This is a genomic window from Microcoleus sp. FACHB-68, from assembly GCF_014695715.1.
Lineage (GTDB): Bacteria > Cyanobacteriota > Cyanobacteriia > Cyanobacteriales > Oscillatoriaceae > FACHB-68.
On record NZ_JACJOT010000008.1, the window covers coordinates 341,959 to 359,763 of the forward strand.

The window sequence follows — 17,805 nt, forward strand, 5'->3', positions numbered from 1 at the left end:
ATTGCTTATCAATCGCTGAAAACGCTTGAAGTGCCGGCGCACAATCGCTATTCTGATTTAATAAGCACTCTTCTTGGCTGGATAAATTGCAGTAATATTAAAACCGAGAAGGGTTTATGCAAACTTATGGCAACAAAATTCCCAAAATTTAGCCAAGACCTGGCGCAAGACCCAACAACACGCAGGCTATGGTACGGGATAGCAACAGCCCACGACTTTGAAAGCCACGACGGCATGACAGAGGAGAATCTTTACCAAAAGATATTCGCCTCACACTTCGGTCACCTGGCAATCATCTTCCTGTGGACTTCGGGTAGCCTGTTTCACGTAGCATGGCAAGGCAACTTTCCGCAGTGGGTAAAAGACCCGCTAAACGTGAGGCCAATCGCCCACGCAATCTGGGACCCACAATTCGGCGCACCGGCAGTCGAAGCATTCACCCAAGCCGGAGCATCAAACCCAGTGAACATCGCCTATAGCGGTGTATACCACTGGTGGTACACAATCGGGATGCGGACAAACAACGACCTGTATCAAGGGGCAGTATTCCTACTGCTGCTATCAGCCGTATTCCTGTTCGCAGGGTGGCTGCACCTGCAACCAAAATACAGACCATCCCTAGCCTGGTTCAAAAACGCAGAATCGCGACTGAACCACCACCTAGCCGGATTGTTTGGCGTCTCATCCCTAGCCTGGACAGGACACCTAGTGCACGTCGCCATCCCCGAAGCACGCGGACAGCACGTCGGCTGGGACAACTTCCTAACCACCCTGCCGCACCCAGCAGGACTAGGTCCATTCTTTAGCGGGAACTGGGGCGTATACGCCCAAAACCCAGACACAGCAGGACACGTATTCGGAACCACACAAGGAGCCGGCAGCGCCATCCTGACATTCCTGGGCGGATTCCACCCGCAAACAGAATCCCTGTGGCTGACCGACATCGCCCATCACCACCTGGCGATCGCAGTGATCTTCATCATTGCCGGTCACATGTACCGCACAAACTTCGGCATCGGTCACAGCATCCGCGACATCCTCAACACCCACCGGCCCCCAGAAGGCACCCCCTTCGGCGGACGCTTGGGAGACGGACACAAAGGACTGTACGACACCTACAACGAATCGTTGCACTTCCAGTTAGGCATCCACCTAGCAGCATTAGGCGTCGTCACCTCCCTCGTCGCGCAGCACATGTACTCGCTGCCGCCCTACGCCTTCATGGCCAAAGACTTCACCACCCAAGCCTCCCTGTACACCCATCACCAGTACATCGCAGGCTTCCTGATGGTCGGAGCCTTCGCCCACGGCGCAATCTTCTGGGTCAGAGACTACGACCCAGCAGCCAACCAAAACAACGTCCTCGACCGCGTTCTGCGGCACAAAGAAGCGATCATCTCCCACCTGTCCTGGGTCTCGCTATTCCTGGGCTTCCATACCCTAGGCTTATACGTCCATAACGACGTCGTCGTCGCCTTCGGCACCCCAGAAAAGCAAATCCTGATAGAGCCGGTGTTCGCCCAATGGATTCAAGCAGCCCAAGGCAAAGCCCTCTACGGCTTCGACGTGTTGCTGTCCAACCCAGATAGCCTCGCCACCACCGCTTGGCCCAACTACGGCAACGTGTGGTTACCCGGCTGGCTAGATGCGATCAATAGCGGCACCAACTCCCTGTTCCTCACCATTGGCCCTGGAGACTTCCTCGTCCACCACGCCTTCGCCCTCGGTTTGCACACAACGACCTTGATTCTCGTCAAGGGAGCATTGGATGCCCGTGGCTCGAAGTTGATGCCGGACAAAAAAGACTTCGGATACGCCTTCCCCTGCGACGGACCCGGACGCGGCGGCACCTGCGACACCTCAGCCTGGGACTCATTCTTCCTGGCCATGTTCTGGATGCTCAACACCATTGGTTGGGTCACCTTCTACTGGCATTGGAAGCATCTAGGAATCTGGCAAGGAAACGTGGCTCAGTTTAACGAGTCATCAACGTACCTGATGGGTTGGCTGCGTGACTATCTGTGGCTGTATTCAGCTCAGACGATCAACGGTTACACCCCTTATGGGATGAATAATCTGTCGGTCTGGTCTTGGATGTTCCTGTTCGGCCACTTGGTGTGGGCGACCGGCTTTATGTTCTTGATTAGCTGGCGTGGTTATTGGCAAGAGTTGATCGAAACCCTGGTGTGGGCACATGAACGCACACCTTTGGCGAACTTGGTTCGCTGGAAGGATAAGCCCGTGGCCATGAGTATTATTCAAGGTCGTCTGGTGGGCTTGGCTCACTTTACGGTGGGTTATGTCCTCACTTATGCGGCGTTCTTGATTGCTTCGACTGCAGGTAAGTTCGGTTGATTTTTCCCTTGCGCTTTTAGTCTGTTTCTCAAATCCCCCGCCATGAGGCGGGTTTTTTTTTTTCAGCTTTACGGACTGTAACCGGCTTGTCTGTCCCTTGCCACACTTGTTAATACCCAAAGCCAGCCTTTTGCCTCAGCAACGCACAAGCACTTATTTTTTAAAACGGCCTCAAGAATAAATAAGCTAATCTGGAAATAAGGCAAAAAAAGGAGGGAACCGTTGGTACTGTTAAATTTCTGTGACCCTGAAGAAAGACCGTGGCCGAATCCGCGTTTAAAAACGGCTAGCATCATTGGGCATACCACCACGACAAGCGTCCGCCTCTGGCTGCGGGTGCCACAGCCTGGGGATTATTGCTTAGTTGTAGCGAAAAATCCTATTCCAACAGATGGAATCCCACACATTCAGAGTGAGGGAAAAATCGAGAAATTCGCATTAATGACCGGGAATAAAATCAAAGAAATTGATCCAGAATTAATTTATCCACTCAAATTTGTTTATGACAATGATTTAACAAACGTGGTGGATATTAAAGATTTAAAACCCCAATCTCGATATTATTATATTTTATTTCAACCGAATGAAGACCGGCCTTGGATATTAGGACATGAAGAACCGCTTTCTTTTCGGACATTTCCAGAAAATCCCACAGAAGTGAATTTTGGACTGTACAGTTGCCACCAGCCTTATCATGGGCAAACCACAGTTAATTTGAAAATGTGGGATAAATTTTATCAAGAATTGTGGGATGCTAATGCCCAGTTTGTCCTCGCCGCCGGCGATCAGGTGTATGTAGATGGAGAGAAAGAATTAGATATTTGGAAGTGGCTCAAAAATGTCAAAAAGCACAACCCGTCCCGCAATGACATGGTTTCTTGGTATCGGGATATTTACCAAGGTTATTGGGGGTTACCTGAAGTGCAGCGGATTTTTCAAAGTTTTACCACTTACATGATTTGGGACGATCATGAAATTGTGGATGGTTGGGGTTCTTACACACCACAAGAACTGGCTGCCAAGTTAGATGTTTCTTGGGAATTGAGAAACTTCAAAGAACATATAAACTTGGCTCATGAAATGTTCTCGGCTGCCAAGCAAGTATATCGGGAATATGAACATTCTCATAACCCGCATACAGACCCTAACCTGGAGCAATTTGATTATGAATTTAGTTGTGGAATTTCCCATTTTTATGTGCTGGATATGCGAGGTCACCACGATTTTAACCGGCAGGAATTGCGATTACTGGGTGCTGAACAATGGCAACGCTTTGAAACTTGGTTAAACGCTCAGTATGATTCGAGTGCACGCGTTTTGTTTATTGTATCGCCAGTGCCGGTGGCTCACTTCAAAAGCTTTGTTGTCAATACCTTCGACGTTCCTTATTTTAAATACACCGACGACTTCCGAGATCACTGGGATCACGACTCCAACTGGTCAGAACGCAATCAATTACTCGAAAAAGTCTTTCAGTTTTCCCAAGAAACAAAGCGACCTGTGGTTTTTCTCAGTGGGGATGTTCACATGGGCGCAGTTTTTAAAATTTCCCATCAAAAATTCCCTTCAGCTAGAGTATTTCAGCTCACATCTAGCGGCATTTCTTATGCTTCTATGAGCGAATTTGGTCGTCACCTTTTAGAGAATTTAGTTCAAAAAAGAGGCAATCTTGGCGATCACCGAGAAAACATTCCCTACCAGGTAGAAAATTTATATATTTGCCGGCATAATAATTTCGGCATGGTTCGCGTCAAGGAAATGAATAATGGAGAACTATCCATTAGTTACGAGCTATTTTATAGCAGCAAGCAAGCAGAGGGAATCATAGAAATGCAACGAATCGAGCTAGATCAAATTCCTTAAACCGGCATCCTTTCCGATTCTTCAGTAAAAGCAAAGCAGCCAAGCTTGGGTTTCTTAAAACAAACCTCGCTTCCCATTCGGCCTGACTGTCATCCAATTCGTCTTTGCCGTCGCTAACTGCTCATCACTCACTCTAGCACCCGTAAGATTTGCCCCACATAGATTTGCCCCTCGCAAATTTGCGTGAGTAAGATAAGCCTCACTCAAATCCGCACCTCTCATATCCGCCCCTTCTAAATTGGCGTAGCTCATATAAGCTTTCGTCAAATTCGCATCCCGCAGAACCGCCTGATTTAAACTGGCTCTGCCAAAATTAGCATTAGACAAATCGCTTGCCAAAAACTTAGTTTTTACCAAGCTCGCCTGATGAAAAATTGCTTCTGCTAAGCTCGTTCGCGATAAGTCTAGAAGATTGAGATCGCAGGCGGCAAAATCTCGCCGGCCTTTGGTATAAGCTGTTTTTACCCCAATGGCATCCCACTTTATCGGGCCTTTCATTTTCGCACTGGAAGCACCTTTGCCATCAACCGTTGTTGCGGCAGCAGCTTTGGAAACCATCCCCGGATTTCGGCTGTCCCTAATCGGCACACGAGTTCCCCCTGAGCGACCTTTACGTGCCCGAATAGCCTCAGCCAGCCGAGACACTTGCGATCCTCCTGCCCCCCCTCCACCAGACTCGATATCCGTAGGCTCGTCAGAGAGAGTGCCACTACTCTTGGGTTGATTGATCATGCCTTGAGAGAGGCTTTCCCGGTGAAACTCCACCGCCAACGCTCTGAGGACATCGTTAGCAGACTGGTAACGCAGGCGGACAGAAACCTCTAGCATTTTCTCCAGCACATTCACCAAGCGCGAACTCACATTAATGTACTCGCGCCAGCGAATCTCACCCGTAATCGGATCGTAACCAAGGTGATTAGGAGATTTTCCCGTCAGCAAATAAATGCAAGTCACACCCACCGCATAGATATCACTGGCATAAACCGGGCGTAACGCCATCTGTTCTGGGGGTGCGAAACCGGGGGTGCCAATTGCAAAAGAGGTCAAAGCCGTCTGATCTGACGTACTCATCAGCGCTGTTTGACTCACTTGGTCTTTAACCGCGCCAAAGTCGATTAAAACGAGTTTGTGGTCGATTGTGCGGCGAATAATGTTAGCCGGCTTGATATCCCGGTGAATCACTCGGTGATCGTGGAGGTATTGCACCACCGGCAGGATTTCAGTCAAAAACTGTCTGACACCGAGTTCAGTCAAAGGCCCACTGCGCTTCACTTCCTGCTTCAGAGTCGCCCCACTGACATATTCCTGAACTAAATAAAACTGATCATTCGTATCAAAATAATCTAGCAGACGGGGCACTTGAGGATGATTGCCAATCTTGCCGAGGGTTTTCGCTTCTCGCTCAAAAAGCTCCTTCGCCATTTCCAGCACCCGCTCAGAACTGGCCACCGGGCGCAACTGCTTGATCACAGAAGTTGGCTGACCGGGCAAAGAAATATCTTGGGCGATAAAAGTCGCCCCAAACCCACCTTGGCCCAGGGCTTGAGTCACTCGATAGCGATCTCGCAGCAGCAACTTTTCGCCACAGGCTTGACACCGAAGAGCGTTGTCTGGGTTTTCAGGATGGGGACAGGCTGGATTTACACAGTAGCTCATTCAACTTTACCCGGATTATGCTCAGCTGTTGGACAGCTAACAGGCTTACATTAGTAGACGCTCAACTCCCTCTGGCCTCAGGGATTCTTTCTTCTGGGCCGCTTAGGTATACCCTACCTTATATGATGTAAGGCGACTATCGGGGTATGAAGCGGGAATCCCTTGAAGTGTTGCCGAAATAACTTTGCTCGCGTGGAACCTGTTTGGTACTGTCGCCCTCAGTTGGCACCTTCAGACCTTCCAAGTGACACTCTCCCTATATTTAAAATGCCCTAAAATTAGGCTTCCAAACAATAATAATCAATATCTTAGTGGGATATTTACAAAATTGTGTTGGTTCCATGAAGAAGTTTCGCAGTTCCGGCCCTGTGTAACAAAGCTGGGAGGAAGGGTGGCAAACACCGGCAACTCGTGTGAGAGGGCAGTCTCCTAGGAAGGATAAAATGATCAGGCACAAGGATCAGGCTATCAGCCTAGCCTAGGTGAAGGCGAAGCGTCTATAGCGAGCGAATCTCATTGATCAAGGCTGACAACTGACGCCTAGGGCAACTCATGGGAGGTGCCGCTACCAACTGACCACTATATGGGCGGGTTTAGTCGAGACTTTTGGCTTAACTCCAGACGATCGCTGAACAAAACCGGCCCTTACCCACTGACAACTGACAATTAGCAATTAGCAATGCGTATCTCTCTGAACTGGCTGCGGGAATTGGTGGACATTACACTCTCTCCAGAAGAGTTGGCCCAGATGTTGACACTGGCTGGATTTGAGGTAGAAGACATCGAAGACCGGCGCACTTGGGCCGATGGCGTCGTGGTCGGGAAAATCATCGATTGTCAACCCCATCCGAACGCCGATAAACTGCGGGTGTGTCAAGTCGATGTTGGGACTTCTGGCGACCCTTTAAATATTGTTTGCGGCGCACCCAACGCCGGTGTTGATCTCTATGTGCCGGTGGCGACGATTGGCACTTACCTGCCGACGATTGATTTGAAAATTAAGCCGGCCAAATTACGCGGCGTCCCCTCTCAGGGCATGATTTGCTCATTAGCCGAACTGGGACTCGCCAAAGAATCTGCCGGCATTCATATTTTTGCAGAGGGCTTAAAACTAGGTAGCGACGTTCGCCCCCTGCTCGGTCTAGATGATGTAATTTTAGACTTGACAGCAACCGCAAATCGTGCGGATGCCCTGAGTATGGTGGGCATCGCACGGGAAGTGGCAGCGCTCACCGGCACCTCGTTGCGACTGCCGGCAGCCGGATCACAGGAGATCGGGAATTCGGCGGCAGGCTTCTCAATGGACACGTCATTGCAAGGTTGCCCCATTTACATCGGCACCGTCATCGAAGGCGTTAAAATTGGCCCCTCCCCCGAATGGTTGCAACGACGTTTGCAAGCAGCCGGCGTGCGCCCGATTAACAATGTTGTGGATGTCACCAACTACATTTTGCAGGAATGGGGTCAGCCGCTACACGCCTTCGACCGCGAACGCTTGCAAGCCGTTGCCGGCAGTCAAGATTTAACCATTGGCGTGCGGTTTGCCAAAACCGACGAAACCCTCAAAACTTTGGACGGACAAGCCCGCACCCTGCAAGAACAAAACCTGTTAATTACCGCCAATGATAAGCCGGTGGCACTGGCCGGCATCATGGGGGGCGAGGAAACCGAAGTCCATGACGGCACACAAAACTTGATCCTCGAAGCCGCCATATTCGAGCCGGTGGCCATTCGCCGATCTGCCCGGAGCCAAGGGTTGCGAACGGAAGCTTCTACTCGCTATGAACGGGGCGTTAATCAGGCAGAATTAGCAACCGCCTGCCAGCGTGCCGTGCAACTACTGGCAGAACTCGCACAAGGCGTGCCGGTGGCTCAGGAAACCGCCGGCAGCCAAGCGGATAGGTCAGTATTCACTCGCTCCATAGAACTGCGTCTAGACCGCGTTAATCAGCTTTTAGGCGCGATTAAACAGGGAGACGCAACGGGTGAGTTGCAACCGGCAGAAATGGAGCGCACTCTCACCGCCTTGGGATGCAGCGTCACTCCCACAGAACAAGAGCGGGTTTGGCAGGTGACGGTGCCGGCTTACCGCTACCGCGATTTAGAACGCGAAATTGACTTAATTGAAGAAATCGCCCGTCTCTACGGTTACAACAACTTCTGCGAAACCTTGCCGAGTAAAACGGCTGCGGGAGTGCTGCCGGTGGAACAAAAGCTCAACCGGCAAGTGAGAGCGGCTTTTCGGGCTGCCGGTTTGACTGAACTGATGCACTACTCTCTCGTTCGTACTGAGGGAGATAATCAGGTAGTGCTTTCTAACCCGCTATTTGTTGAGTATTCAGCGTTGCGGACAGAGATGCTATCCGGACTGATTGATGCTTTTCAATACAATCTTGAGCAAGGAAATGGCCCCTTGAATGGGTTTGAAATGGGCCGAATTTTCTGGAAAGACGGGGAAGTTTTAAAAGAGACGGATGCGATCGCAGGGATTATCGGTGGCGATCCAACGGAAGGCCGGTGGGTGCGAAGTGGGCGCGAACAGCCGCTAAGCTGGTTTGAAGCCAAAGGCTTGCTGGAAAGTGTGTTTGAGCGCTTAAATCTCGCGGTGGAGTGCAAAGCCGATAGCAGTGATCAGCGTCTGCATCCGGGACGTACCGCTTCACTATGGTTGCGGGGAAGCCGGCTGGGTACATTCGGCCAGTTGCATCCCCAACTCCGGCAAGAACGGGGGTTGCCTGATGAGGTTTACCTGTTCCAGTTAGATTGGGGAGTGCTTTTAGCTTCCCTCTCCCACGAAGCGATCGCGCGCCGGTTCCGTCCCTATTCCACTTTCCCCGCAGCCGGTCGAGATATTGCCTTCTTTGCGCCGGCAAATGTCTCGGTGGCTGAGATTGAAGGAGCGATCGCAAAGGCTGCCGGTGCCTTGCTGGAATCTGTGGAATTGTTTGATGAGTATCGGGGTGAAAATGTGCCGGCAGGACAGCGCAGTTTAGCGTTGCGGTTGGTTTATCGCGGCAGTGATCGCACCTTAACCGATGAAGATGTCGAGCCGGTGCAGCAAAAAGTGCGCGATGCTTTAGTTAAAAACTTCTCTGTCAGCCTGAGAAGTTAAAACCTCGAACGCAGATAAACGCAAATTTTTACATCTGCGTTTATCTGCGTTTATCTGCGGTTAAAAATCCAAATAAATCTAAACCCAATTCCTTGTAAAGGGTGCATCTCATATTTGCAAAAACAAGGGAGTGGGAGCATCTTGCTCCCTAAAATTACACAAGCGAGCGAGATGTTTGTGCTGACGCACACGCTACGCGAACGCACTACAAATTTTCAAAAATGAGATGCTCCGGCTTGTAACCATCTTTAAATCTATCCAAAGAGAGATTTATTCAGATCCCTGATAAAAATTAAATAGAAAAGAGCCTTCTCTTCGCTCAATGGCACTTTTTCAAACGAACTCATGAACAAAAGAATGCGACACCGCAAACGCAAAAATGCCTATTTAAATGAATTAGATGATTTAATTCGGGGTATTTGCGGTGGTTTTTTGTTTGGCATTCCGCTGTTCTATACAATGGAAGTTTGGTGGATTGGCTCATTTGCTGAACCTGTACAAAGAATCAGTAGTCTTGCTGCAACTTTTGTTGGGGTTTTATTACTCAATCGCACCGCCGGCTTTCGTAAAAGTAATAATATCCGCCTTAAAGATGCAGCGATGGATAGTGTGGAAGCAATGGCACTTGGCCTTGTCTGCGCCTTATTTACCCTCATACTTTTGCGCGAAATTACTTTTGATACACCTTGGCGTGAGATTTTGGGAAAAGTCATCTTTGAAGGAATGCCGTTTTCAATAGGAGTTGGGCTTGCGCGTTCATTATTAAGTGGAGATCGCAACCAAGCTCAGTATGAGCAAGATGATCATTCCCAAAGCCAGAAGAAACCAGAGCAAGCTAATTTTAATCCTACTGTCCTAGACCTCAGTGCCACCTTACTCGGCGCAACTTTCTTGGCGTTTAACATTGCGCCAACTGACGAAGTTCCCATGCTGGCTGCTGCGATATCGCCTCCCTGGCTATTAGCAATTATGGCTGCATCACTGCTAATTTCTTATGGAATTGTGTTTCAAGCCGGCTTTACTTCTGAAAACTTGCGCCGGCAGCAGAAAGGACTTTTTCAACGACCGATGAGTGAGACAATTACCGCTTATTTAGTCTCGCTTCTGGCAGCAGCATTGCTCTTAGCTTTTTTCCACAAATTGACCTTTAAAGATCCGTGGCAATTGTGGTTGAGTCACACATTAGTCCTTGGTTTACCGGCAACAATTGGTGGCGCAGCAGGACGGTTAATGGTATGAGTCAGTCAAACTTACAGAAAAATTCTCCTCCCGAACTTAAACATGAAGGAAGATCGCCGGCAGAGTGGGTGACTTTTAGCATTTCTCTTTCCATTTTGGCAGCAATCATCGGACTGGTGTTTTATGACTGGTTTACCAGGCGAGATGAACCGCCGGTTTTAGCAATTGTCCGTGATGGAGAAATTCGTAACACGCAAGGACAATTTTATGTCCCGTTTGAAATTAAGAATACTGGCGGAAATACGGCTGAGTCAGTACAAGTGATTGCTGAATTGCGAATTAATGGAGAAATTGAGGAATCCGGGGAGCAGCAGATTGATTTTTTATCGGGTGGAGAAGCTGAAAACGGCGCGTTTATTTTCACCCGAAATCCGAAAGAGGGTGAGTTAGTTTTACGAGCCGGCAGTTATAAGTCACCTTAATAAGTTGATAACTCTTGATAAAAATTGAAAGACAGCATAGAGGAGAGGAAGGGAAATTTATCTCGTTAACTTTAAGTGTGTGTGAGTTGCAAACCTGCGAGATCCGAGTGGTAATTTCACCTCCTATTGCTATCTATAAACCGGCTCTTAACCTGAAAAAATTATTGTCTGGACGATTAGACAAAAGAAGGGACGCTATTATGAGTCACTTGAACGGCTTGTAACACCTTTTCATCTAAGCTTTCCTTCATAGCTTCCACAGGCAGGAACCGCTGATCACCGGCACTGGGAGTGAGACAAGGAACGGGCTGATCTTGCTTGGGTGTGAGAGTTTTTGTTTTGTCTTGGCGCACAATAGTGCCAGTTTCTAGAATGGTGCCGGTGTTTTGGTAAGAACAGACTGCCGATGCGTCTATCGTAGCGCCAGCGGTGAGGTTAAGAATGCCACAATTGGAAAAGAACCCATTCAGTGTTACCTTACCCTGCAACGTCAGCGGACAGCAGTTGTATAAATCTCGCAACGTCATGCCTTCGATGCCGGCATGAAATGTCTGGGGGTTGGTTCCGTAGAAACCGAAAATGGGGGTTCCTTTCGTCGTACCACCGGCACGAATAAAGTTGCCGTAGAAAATGTAGTAGCTATTGTATTTACTCGCAAAGGAAACTACACCTCCACTCAAGCAAGTATTGCCGTTAATATTTCCCCCATTCCAAGCAACCGTCCCATTTTTAATCGTGAAATTGCCATTAGCAGAAAGGTAGCTGTTGACGGTGCCATTTTCAATGGTGATATCGCCACCGGCTTCCAAGTTGATGTTAACCGTTCCACCCTGGATTAAAGCATTTTCTGACACCGCCAGCTCATGCCAACCCGACAGAGTGCCGGTGTATTCAGGGGAAATCGTCAGGCTTTTAATTTGCGCGGTGATGTTGAGAACCACATCTTTCGTGCCGGCATCGTTGAAGATAACATCATCCTCTGCCTCTGGTACGGCGTCTCCCGACCAGTTTAGCGGGTTACTCCAGTATTTATCCGCGCCGGCACCCTTCCAGTAACGCGTGGTGCCACTGAAAACGTGGCTGTATGACTTGAGGACACTCTCATCAAACGCTAAGGCAACCGTCATTCTTGCCGTGAAGAATTGTAGCTGCCAGTCCCCACCTTTTGCGGCGCTGCCAGTCGGGTTGATGGAAGCGGCAATATTTGCGCCGGTTAACTGGGAAAGCCTCAGTACAAAAGCTTTACCAATTTCGCCGGCTGCCACGTCGCAGCCATAGAGCAGAATTGAGGCTGGACTATTGTTTCCCCCGACAAAATTCCCAATGTTTAAATACTTCACCCATTGTTGCAACGGGTAAGCGTAAAGATCGACGTTGTGCGGGTTCAGTTGTGTATTGCCTAGATACAGACAGCCAGGGGAACCGTGGGAGACGATGTGAATCGTATCGACAAAGGTTTTAGCAGAAGTGCCGGTGCGTTGAGCCAAAAATTCGGTAATTTGCTCGACTCCACACCGTCTGGGGTTGAGGATGAAGACTTCTGTGCCGGCTGCCAACCCGCCAATCAGGCGATCGCACTCCTCAACCGCTGAGTCAATGAAGACGATACTGGCTTTGCTGTTGTGATTGACGATTCTTTCTTTTGAAGCTTGTAAGCTGCTCAGCATTTCAGTTATCCCTTGTGAAAGCGTTTATCTATCAAACTGGGGTGTCCTATTTTGGCGTCGGACTTTTGGTAGAGTACCCCCAGTGTGTACCTTGTGTCTCAAGGTTGCACTTAAAAATACGCGCTTGAAACTCACTATCGGTACAACAATCGCTTGAATCACCTCTCCCCGTGTTTCTTATTATGAAAGAGGGAGCATGATTAATTTGGCTCATTAGTGGCTCAGTTTTTCGGCTCATAAGACGGCTCACTTTACGGCTCAGTAGACGAAGAACCTGAGCTAATACCGAGCGCAAGAGTTGGTATTTTAGAAAAAGCATAGTAGCAGATTAGGATATGGCCGGCAATCTTAGGGCAGCAGTTCTCAGCGCCTCTCAAAAAAAGTTAGAAATTATTGATGAGGCTCGAAAAAAGAAAGGCTGGAAAAAGACATCAATTGCTTGGTGTCAAGCCGCTCACACCACAGAAGCGACGTTGAAACGCTTTTGGCGGAGTATACCGATTCGCCAAGATTCTTTTATTAATATTTGTCAAGCGGTTGGACTGAACAATTGGAAAGAAATTGCTGACGCACTCCCACAAATTGAGGCACATACAGATTGGGGGGAAGCGCCTGATGTGACTGCTTTCTATGGACGTGCCGGCGAACTCACAACGCTTAAAAAATGGGTGGTTGAAGAGAATTGCCGGCTGATAGGAATCCTAGGGATGGGTGGGATTGGCAAAACCGCAGTTTCGGTGAAGTTAGCAAAAGAAGTTCAAGATAATTTTGACTATATAATCTGGCGCAGTCTCCACCAAGCGCCTCCCCTGAATGAACTTTTAACAGATTTACTTGAATTCTTGTCTTACCAGCCGGCACCTGATTTAACCGGCGATGCCAGCGAATTGATTTCGCGTCTCATAGAATGCTTGCGCCGCTATCGTTGCTTGCTGGTACTTGATAATTTAGAAGCGATTCTCAGCAGTGGGGATTTTGTGGGACACTATCAAGCCGGTTATAAAGTTTATGGCGAACTTTTGAAACGGGTAGGAGAAACCCCGCATCAAAGTTGCTTAGTGCTAACGAGCCGCGAAAAACTTAGAGAAGTTGCCTTATTAGAAGGGGAAACTTTACCTGTTCGTTCGTACCAACTGGCAGGTTTAGGGGATGAAGCACGGGAAATTTTTAAAGAAAAAGGCTTAGTTCAAGAAGATAAATGGGGAACGCTCATTAATATTTATCGAGGAAACCCTTTTATGCTAAAAATCGTTTCTGCTTTTATCAAAGAAGTTTTTGACGGCAAAGTTAGCGAGTTTTTGAAAATTGGCACCACGCAAGTAACGCGTGACATTAGTGATTTTATTGAAGTGCATTTTGAGCGACTATCTAAGTTGGAAATGCAAATAGTGTATCAACTTTCTCTAGAAAAAGAGCCAGTGGCGCTGAGTGAGTTGCAAGAAAGCTTATCGGGAGTATCCTCTATTGAATTAACGAATGCGCTGGCATCGTTAGTTGGACGCTCCCTAATTGAAAAAAGTTCTGGTCGTTTTACCTTGCAGCCGGTGGTGCAGGAATATGTCACCAGTTTAGAGCTGAAATATTCCGAATAATTTAGTGAAGCGTTTTATAAATAAATTTCAATATTTTATTTAAGACTTTATCCAATCTAAACTCTAACATCCCCTGAGTGAGTTACTGTATCAATCCCAAATGCATCTGCCGGCAAAATCCTGACAATCTGGCTCATTGCCAGAGCTGTGGCACCCCTCTGCTGATCAATAACCGCTATCGTTTAATTAAACCTCTACGGGAATTAGACGAATTCTGTCCCACAGAAGTTTTTGAAGTCGAGGATGGTGGCAAATTAAAAGTGATGAAAGTGTTGAAACGCCCCAAGTGGAGCCAAATGTTTCAACGAGAAGCGCGGGTTTTGCAGCAGCTCAAGCATCCAGGGATTCCCAAAGTCGAAGTGGATGGATATTTTACTTTAAAATTAGAAGCCATCACCCAAGAGCTACACTGCTTAGTGATGGAAAAAATCGAGGGTCATAATCTAGAGCAGTGGGTGGAAAAATATGGCCGTATCTCACAAAAAATAGCGATTGATTGGCTGATACAGCTCACCAAAATTCTCCAGCTTGTTCACGAAAAAGATTTATTTCACCGAGATTTAAAGCCCTCTAATATTATGGTTCGCTGCCCATTAACGAGCTTAGAGGGGGGCAGCGAACTGGTATTAATTGACTTTGGCACGGTTCGAGAAGTCAGCGGCACCTATTTGGCAAAAGTGGGAAGTCATCAACAAATCACCGGCATCATTTCCCCAGGCTACACGCCACCTGAACAAGCGGGAGGCAAAGCAGTCCCGCAATCGGATTTTTTCGCCCTTGGTCGTACTTTCGTTCATTTACTAACGGAAAAACACCCGGTTGAATTACCAGAAAACCCTGAAACGGGCGAATTGATTTGGCGAGATTACGCCCCCCACATTTCACCACATCTTGCCGGCCTAATTGATGAGCTAATGGCTACGTTTCCCGGTAAACGTCCTGCTAATGCCCAGTTCATTTTAGACCGCTTAGAAATGGTGAAAAATAATCGGGGAGGATGGGTTAAGCCTCCTCGGTGGCTGACGGCGGTGATGTTACTATTAATTGGAACAACCGGCTTGTGGGGGGTGCGTGCCGCCCTAGCAGCTTATTATTACAATCGCGGATTAGAAAATTACTTATCGCGTCAACCCGAACAGGCGGAAGCCGATTACAAGCAAGCGCTAAAATATAATCCAAATTCTGCAAAAGTTTATAACGCTTTGGGATTTATTTGCCAAAACCGGCAAGATTGGGAGTGCGCCCGCAGCCAATACGAAAAGGCGATTACCTTACAACCAAATTTAGCAATCGCTCACTTCAATCTAGGCACTCTTTGCGAAGACCGGCAAGATTGGAATTGCGCCCGAAGCGCTTATCAAAAAGCCAGTGAAAATGGCTTGCAGGCTGCTGATAATAACTTGGCTCGCCTCTACATTCAAGAAGGCGAATATGAACCAGCCGTGCAATTACTTTCCCAAAGTCTTAAGCACGCCAACGATAATAATAAAAAATACGCTATCCTCAAAAACCTGGGCTGGGCACTATTTGGGCAAAAACGCTATCAAGAAGCAGAAGAGAAATTACAAGAGGCGATTTATCTGGACAGACACCGCGCCTCGGCTTACTGCTTGCTGGCACAAGTTCTGGAAGATCAGAATCAGTGGAAAGCAGGACTGGTTGAATGGCAAAATTGTCTCAGATATGCTTCGATATTCAATCTAGATGAAGCAATCTGGATTGACATGGCACGCGCTCGCTTGAACTCCGCTGCAGAGGAAAAATGAAACGCACACTATCGATAGCAATCGCCCTAGCCCTGATGCTGTCCAGCGCCCAATTGTGCGAAAGTCAGCCGATTCAGGCTATAAACCGGATTGCACAATCCGTTCCTCCCGCCCAAGCGGCAGCCGGCGGCTACTGGCTGATCGAGGCTAGGGGTGAAGTGCTGTTGCACCGCGCCGGCGATGAACAGATAACGCAAGTGAGTGGAAATACCCAAATTAATCCCGGCGATTTGCTCATTGTCAGGAAGGGCGCAACCGCTACCGTGCGCTGTGCCGATGGGCGAACCTGGCAGCTACCAGAGGGCGTTTCTGGCGCACTCAATGGCTGCCCGATGCCGAACAATCAAGATCCCAGAGTTCCGACGCTTCGCAGCCCTGTGGATGAAAATTCTCCCTACATTATCAGCCCCCGGCAAACAGTGCTGCTCGATGAGCGGCCAATTTTACGCTGGAATGCTGTCAAAGGTGCCAAACTTTACACCGTCAAAGTCAGGAATGCCACGGGTGTGATCTGGGAGGCGCAAGTCAATTCAGCAAAAATTGCCTATTCTGGCTCATCTCTGCAACCGGGAGGGGAATATCAAATAATTGTCCGGGCAGATGGTAACTTAGCGCCGATGGAATCAGCAATTTTTTTGGTGCTAGAGAGGCACAAGGCTGAAGCAGTGCGGGATAAACTCAACACAGTGGCGCAACAAGGGCTTTCTGAGCCGGCACAAGCGCTGGCTAAAGTTAATATTTACAGTAATTATGGCTTGTTTGCTGATGCGATTGAGACGCTTGAGGCGTTGGTGTTCAGCGGCAAATCAACACCGGCAGTCTACCAGATGCTGGGCGCTCTCTACGACCGGGTGGGGCTAACTCAGCAGGCAGAACGCTATTATTCCCAGGCATTCAACGTTGGCAGTTGATTAGGATTTATAAGGAATTAATATTGATGTTGATGCCTGCCCCTGTTGATGAAATCCCCCATCCGCCACGCCTTCCGGTTCCTCACCGCTATTTTTCTCTACGCCGCCAGTGAGATTACGATTTCCAGTACCAGTTTGGCCCAGAATTTTTCCCCCCAGTTCTGGGATGAGCCGGTGTTATCTAATAATTTTCAGCCCAAAAGGGTTGATAGGTTTGATGGAATTCATTCGCTGCCGATTTCTCAAAAAAATCTAGTTTTATCTAATTTCAGGGTGAATCAATTAAAAACTGATAAAGCTCAAGAGTTTTACCCAGAAATACACAAAAAATTTGTAACTTTAAAACCCCTTTGCCTTAAATTTAGGGGTGTTTGTGATAGCAATTCCGCTTCAGTTTCCCCTCAAGAGCAATCTGTGACGCGCAATCAGTCGAGCGTGTTATTATCATCAGACGAGGGATTACAAGAAGAAATGACTGAACCTGCCGGCAAGCCGCCCAGTTTGCGTTTAGTTACCGTGCAAGAGTCTCAGGCAGATCCCAGCATTTCCGTAGCGATGCCGTTTGCCAGTGGTTTAAACTTCGGTAGTATCGGCATTGGTGCCGGCTGGCAATCTCGTACACGCTACACAAACCTAGCGGATGGAGGTTTAGGAATTGGCATCGGCTTAGGAAATTCCCAAAAATTTGTCGGTTTCGATGTTGTCGCATCAATTTTGGATGTTTCAGATTTTGCCCGCCGGGGTTCCTTGAGTTTTAAAATTCACCGGACTTTATCAGATGATTTTGCCGTTGCCGCTGGGGTGCAAAATGCGATTATCTGGGGGTTTACCGATGCCGGCACCAGTGTTTATGGAGTTGCAACGAAAACATTTAATCTACAAGAAAGTGTAGAGGAACCTTTTAGCTTACTTGTTATTTCTGCCGGCATTGGCGGCGGACAATTTCGCTCAGAATCGGATATTTACAGTGAGATCGAGTCAGTCGGGGTGTTTGGCAGTGCGGCTTTGCGCGTGGTTGAACCTGTCAATGCGATTGCTGAATGGACAGGGCAAGATTTGACTTTAGGATTATCTTATGCACCATTCCCTAACATTCCTGTGGTAGTCACGGGTGCTGTTACGGATCTCACCGGCAATGCCGGCGATGGCAGCCGGTTTCTGCTAAGAGTTGGTTACAGCTTTTCTTTTTAAAAATAAGTGAAATGAAATTTACCAAGCCGAT

Annotated in this window: 11 protein-coding genes; 9 read left to right on the plus strand and 2 right to left on the minus strand. The window is 48.3% G+C overall.

Going from position 1 to position 17,805, the window contains the following annotated elements:
* Positions 1–126 precede the first annotated feature (126 nt).
* Both psaB and H6F73_RS10525 read left to right on the plus strand, forming a co-directional pair.
* Positions 127–2,355 carry a photosystem I core protein PsaB gene (gene psaB / locus H6F73_RS10520; protein ID WP_147683310.1) on the plus strand — a complete coding sequence of 743 codons (2,229 nt, stop codon included), beginning with the start codon at positions 127–129 and terminating at the stop codon, positions 2,353–2,355.
* Positions 2,356–2,577: 222 nt separating this feature from the next.
* Positions 2,578–4,218 (plus strand): alkaline phosphatase D family protein, encoded by a 1,641-nt coding sequence (locus tag H6F73_RS10525; RefSeq protein WP_190758726.1) that lies wholly within the window; start codon positions 2,578–2,580, stop codon positions 4,216–4,218.
* A 54-nt stretch (positions 4,219–4,272) separates the two neighbouring features.
* On the opposite strand, the gene H6F73_RS10530 is transcribed toward H6F73_RS10525, so the two are convergent.
* The gene (locus H6F73_RS10530) at positions 4,273–5,874 is read right to left on the minus strand and encodes a serine/threonine-protein kinase (protein WP_190758727.1); all 1,602 of its coding nucleotides are present in this window, start codon (positions 5,872–5,874) and stop codon (positions 4,273–4,275) included.
* 679 nt (positions 5,875–6,553) lie between these two features.
* On the opposite strand from H6F73_RS10530, the gene pheT reads away from it, so the two are divergent.
* The 3 genes from pheT (at position 6,554) to H6F73_RS10545 (ending at position 10,647) form a co-directional block, all read left to right on the plus strand.
* The gene (gene pheT / locus H6F73_RS10535; RefSeq protein ID WP_190758728.1) at positions 6,554–8,986 is read left to right on the plus strand and encodes a phenylalanine--tRNA ligase subunit beta; all 2,433 of its coding nucleotides are present in this window, start codon (positions 6,554–6,556) and stop codon (positions 8,984–8,986) included.
* Between the two features lie 345 nt (positions 8,987–9,331).
* A complete protein-coding gene (locus tag H6F73_RS10540) occupies positions 9,332–10,225 on the plus strand; it encodes a TIGR02587 family membrane protein (protein WP_190758729.1) in 894 nt (297 codons plus the stop codon).
* Positions 10,222–10,647, plus strand: a complete 426-nt coding sequence (locus H6F73_RS10545; RefSeq protein ID WP_190758730.1) for a TIGR02588 family protein — start codon at positions 10,222–10,224, stop codon at positions 10,645–10,647. The genes H6F73_RS10540 and H6F73_RS10545 overlap by 4 nt, the downstream gene beginning before the upstream one ends.
* A gap of 176 nt (positions 10,648–10,823) precedes the next feature.
* Here H6F73_RS10545 and H6F73_RS10550 read toward each other — a convergent pair whose 3' ends face one another.
* Positions 10,824–12,314, minus strand: coding sequence for a DUF4347 domain-containing protein (locus H6F73_RS10550; RefSeq protein ID WP_190758731.1), 1,491 nt, complete (start codon positions 12,312–12,314; stop codon positions 10,824–10,826).
* 335 nt (positions 12,315–12,649) lie between these two features.
* Here H6F73_RS10550 and H6F73_RS10555 point away from each other — a divergent pair, with 335 nt between their 5' ends.
* The 4 genes from H6F73_RS10555 (at position 12,650) to H6F73_RS10570 (ending at position 17,774) form a co-directional block, all read left to right on the plus strand.
* Complete coding sequence (locus H6F73_RS10555; RefSeq protein WP_190758732.1) at positions 12,650–13,906, plus strand: NB-ARC domain-containing protein; 1,257 nt, start codon at positions 12,650–12,652, stop codon at positions 13,904–13,906.
* A gap of 77 nt (positions 13,907–13,983) precedes the next feature.
* Positions 13,984–15,672 (plus strand): serine/threonine-protein kinase, encoded by a 1,689-nt coding sequence (locus H6F73_RS10560; protein ID WP_190758733.1) that lies wholly within the window; start codon positions 13,984–13,986, stop codon positions 15,670–15,672.
* Positions 15,669–16,583 (plus strand): hypothetical protein, encoded by a 915-nt coding sequence (locus H6F73_RS10565; RefSeq protein WP_190758734.1) that lies wholly within the window; start codon positions 15,669–15,671, stop codon positions 16,581–16,583. Before H6F73_RS10560 ends, H6F73_RS10565 begins: the two co-directional genes overlap by 4 nt.
* A gap of 48 nt (positions 16,584–16,631) precedes the next feature.
* Positions 16,632–17,774, plus strand: coding sequence for a hypothetical protein (locus H6F73_RS10570; RefSeq protein WP_190758735.1), 1,143 nt, complete (start codon positions 16,632–16,634; stop codon positions 17,772–17,774).
* Positions 17,775–17,805 lie beyond the last annotated feature (31 nt).

Excerpts from the sequence above, each read along its gene's own strand:
- H6F73_RS10545 (WP_190758730.1), top strand. The coding sequence starts at position 10,222 with ATGAGTCAGTCAAACTTACAGAAAAATTCTCCTCCCGAACTTAAACAT.
- H6F73_RS10570 (WP_190758735.1), top strand. The coding sequence starts at position 16,632 with ATGAAATCCCCCATCCGCCACGCCTTCCGGTTCCTCACCGCTATTTTT.
- H6F73_RS10550 (WP_190758731.1), bottom strand. The coding sequence starts at position 12,314 with ATGCTGAGCAGCTTACAAGCTTCAAAAGAAAGAATCGTCAATCACAAC.
- pheT (WP_190758728.1), top strand. The coding sequence starts at position 6,554 with ATGCGTATCTCTCTGAACTGGCTGCGGGAATTGGTGGACATTACACTC.
- H6F73_RS10540 (WP_190758729.1), top strand. The coding sequence starts at position 9,332 with ATGAACAAAAGAATGCGACACCGCAAACGCAAAAATGCCTATTTAAAT.
- H6F73_RS10555 (WP_190758732.1), top strand. The coding sequence starts at position 12,650 with ATGGCCGGCAATCTTAGGGCAGCAGTTCTCAGCGCCTCTCAAAAAAAG.
- H6F73_RS10565 (WP_190758734.1), top strand. The coding sequence starts at position 15,669 with ATGAAACGCACACTATCGATAGCAATCGCCCTAGCCCTGATGCTGTCC.
- H6F73_RS10530 (WP_190758727.1), bottom strand. The coding sequence starts at position 5,874 with ATGAGCTACTGTGTAAATCCAGCCTGTCCCCATCCTGAAAACCCAGAC.
- psaB (WP_147683310.1), top strand. The coding sequence starts at position 127 with ATGGCAACAAAATTCCCAAAATTTAGCCAAGACCTGGCGCAAGACCCA.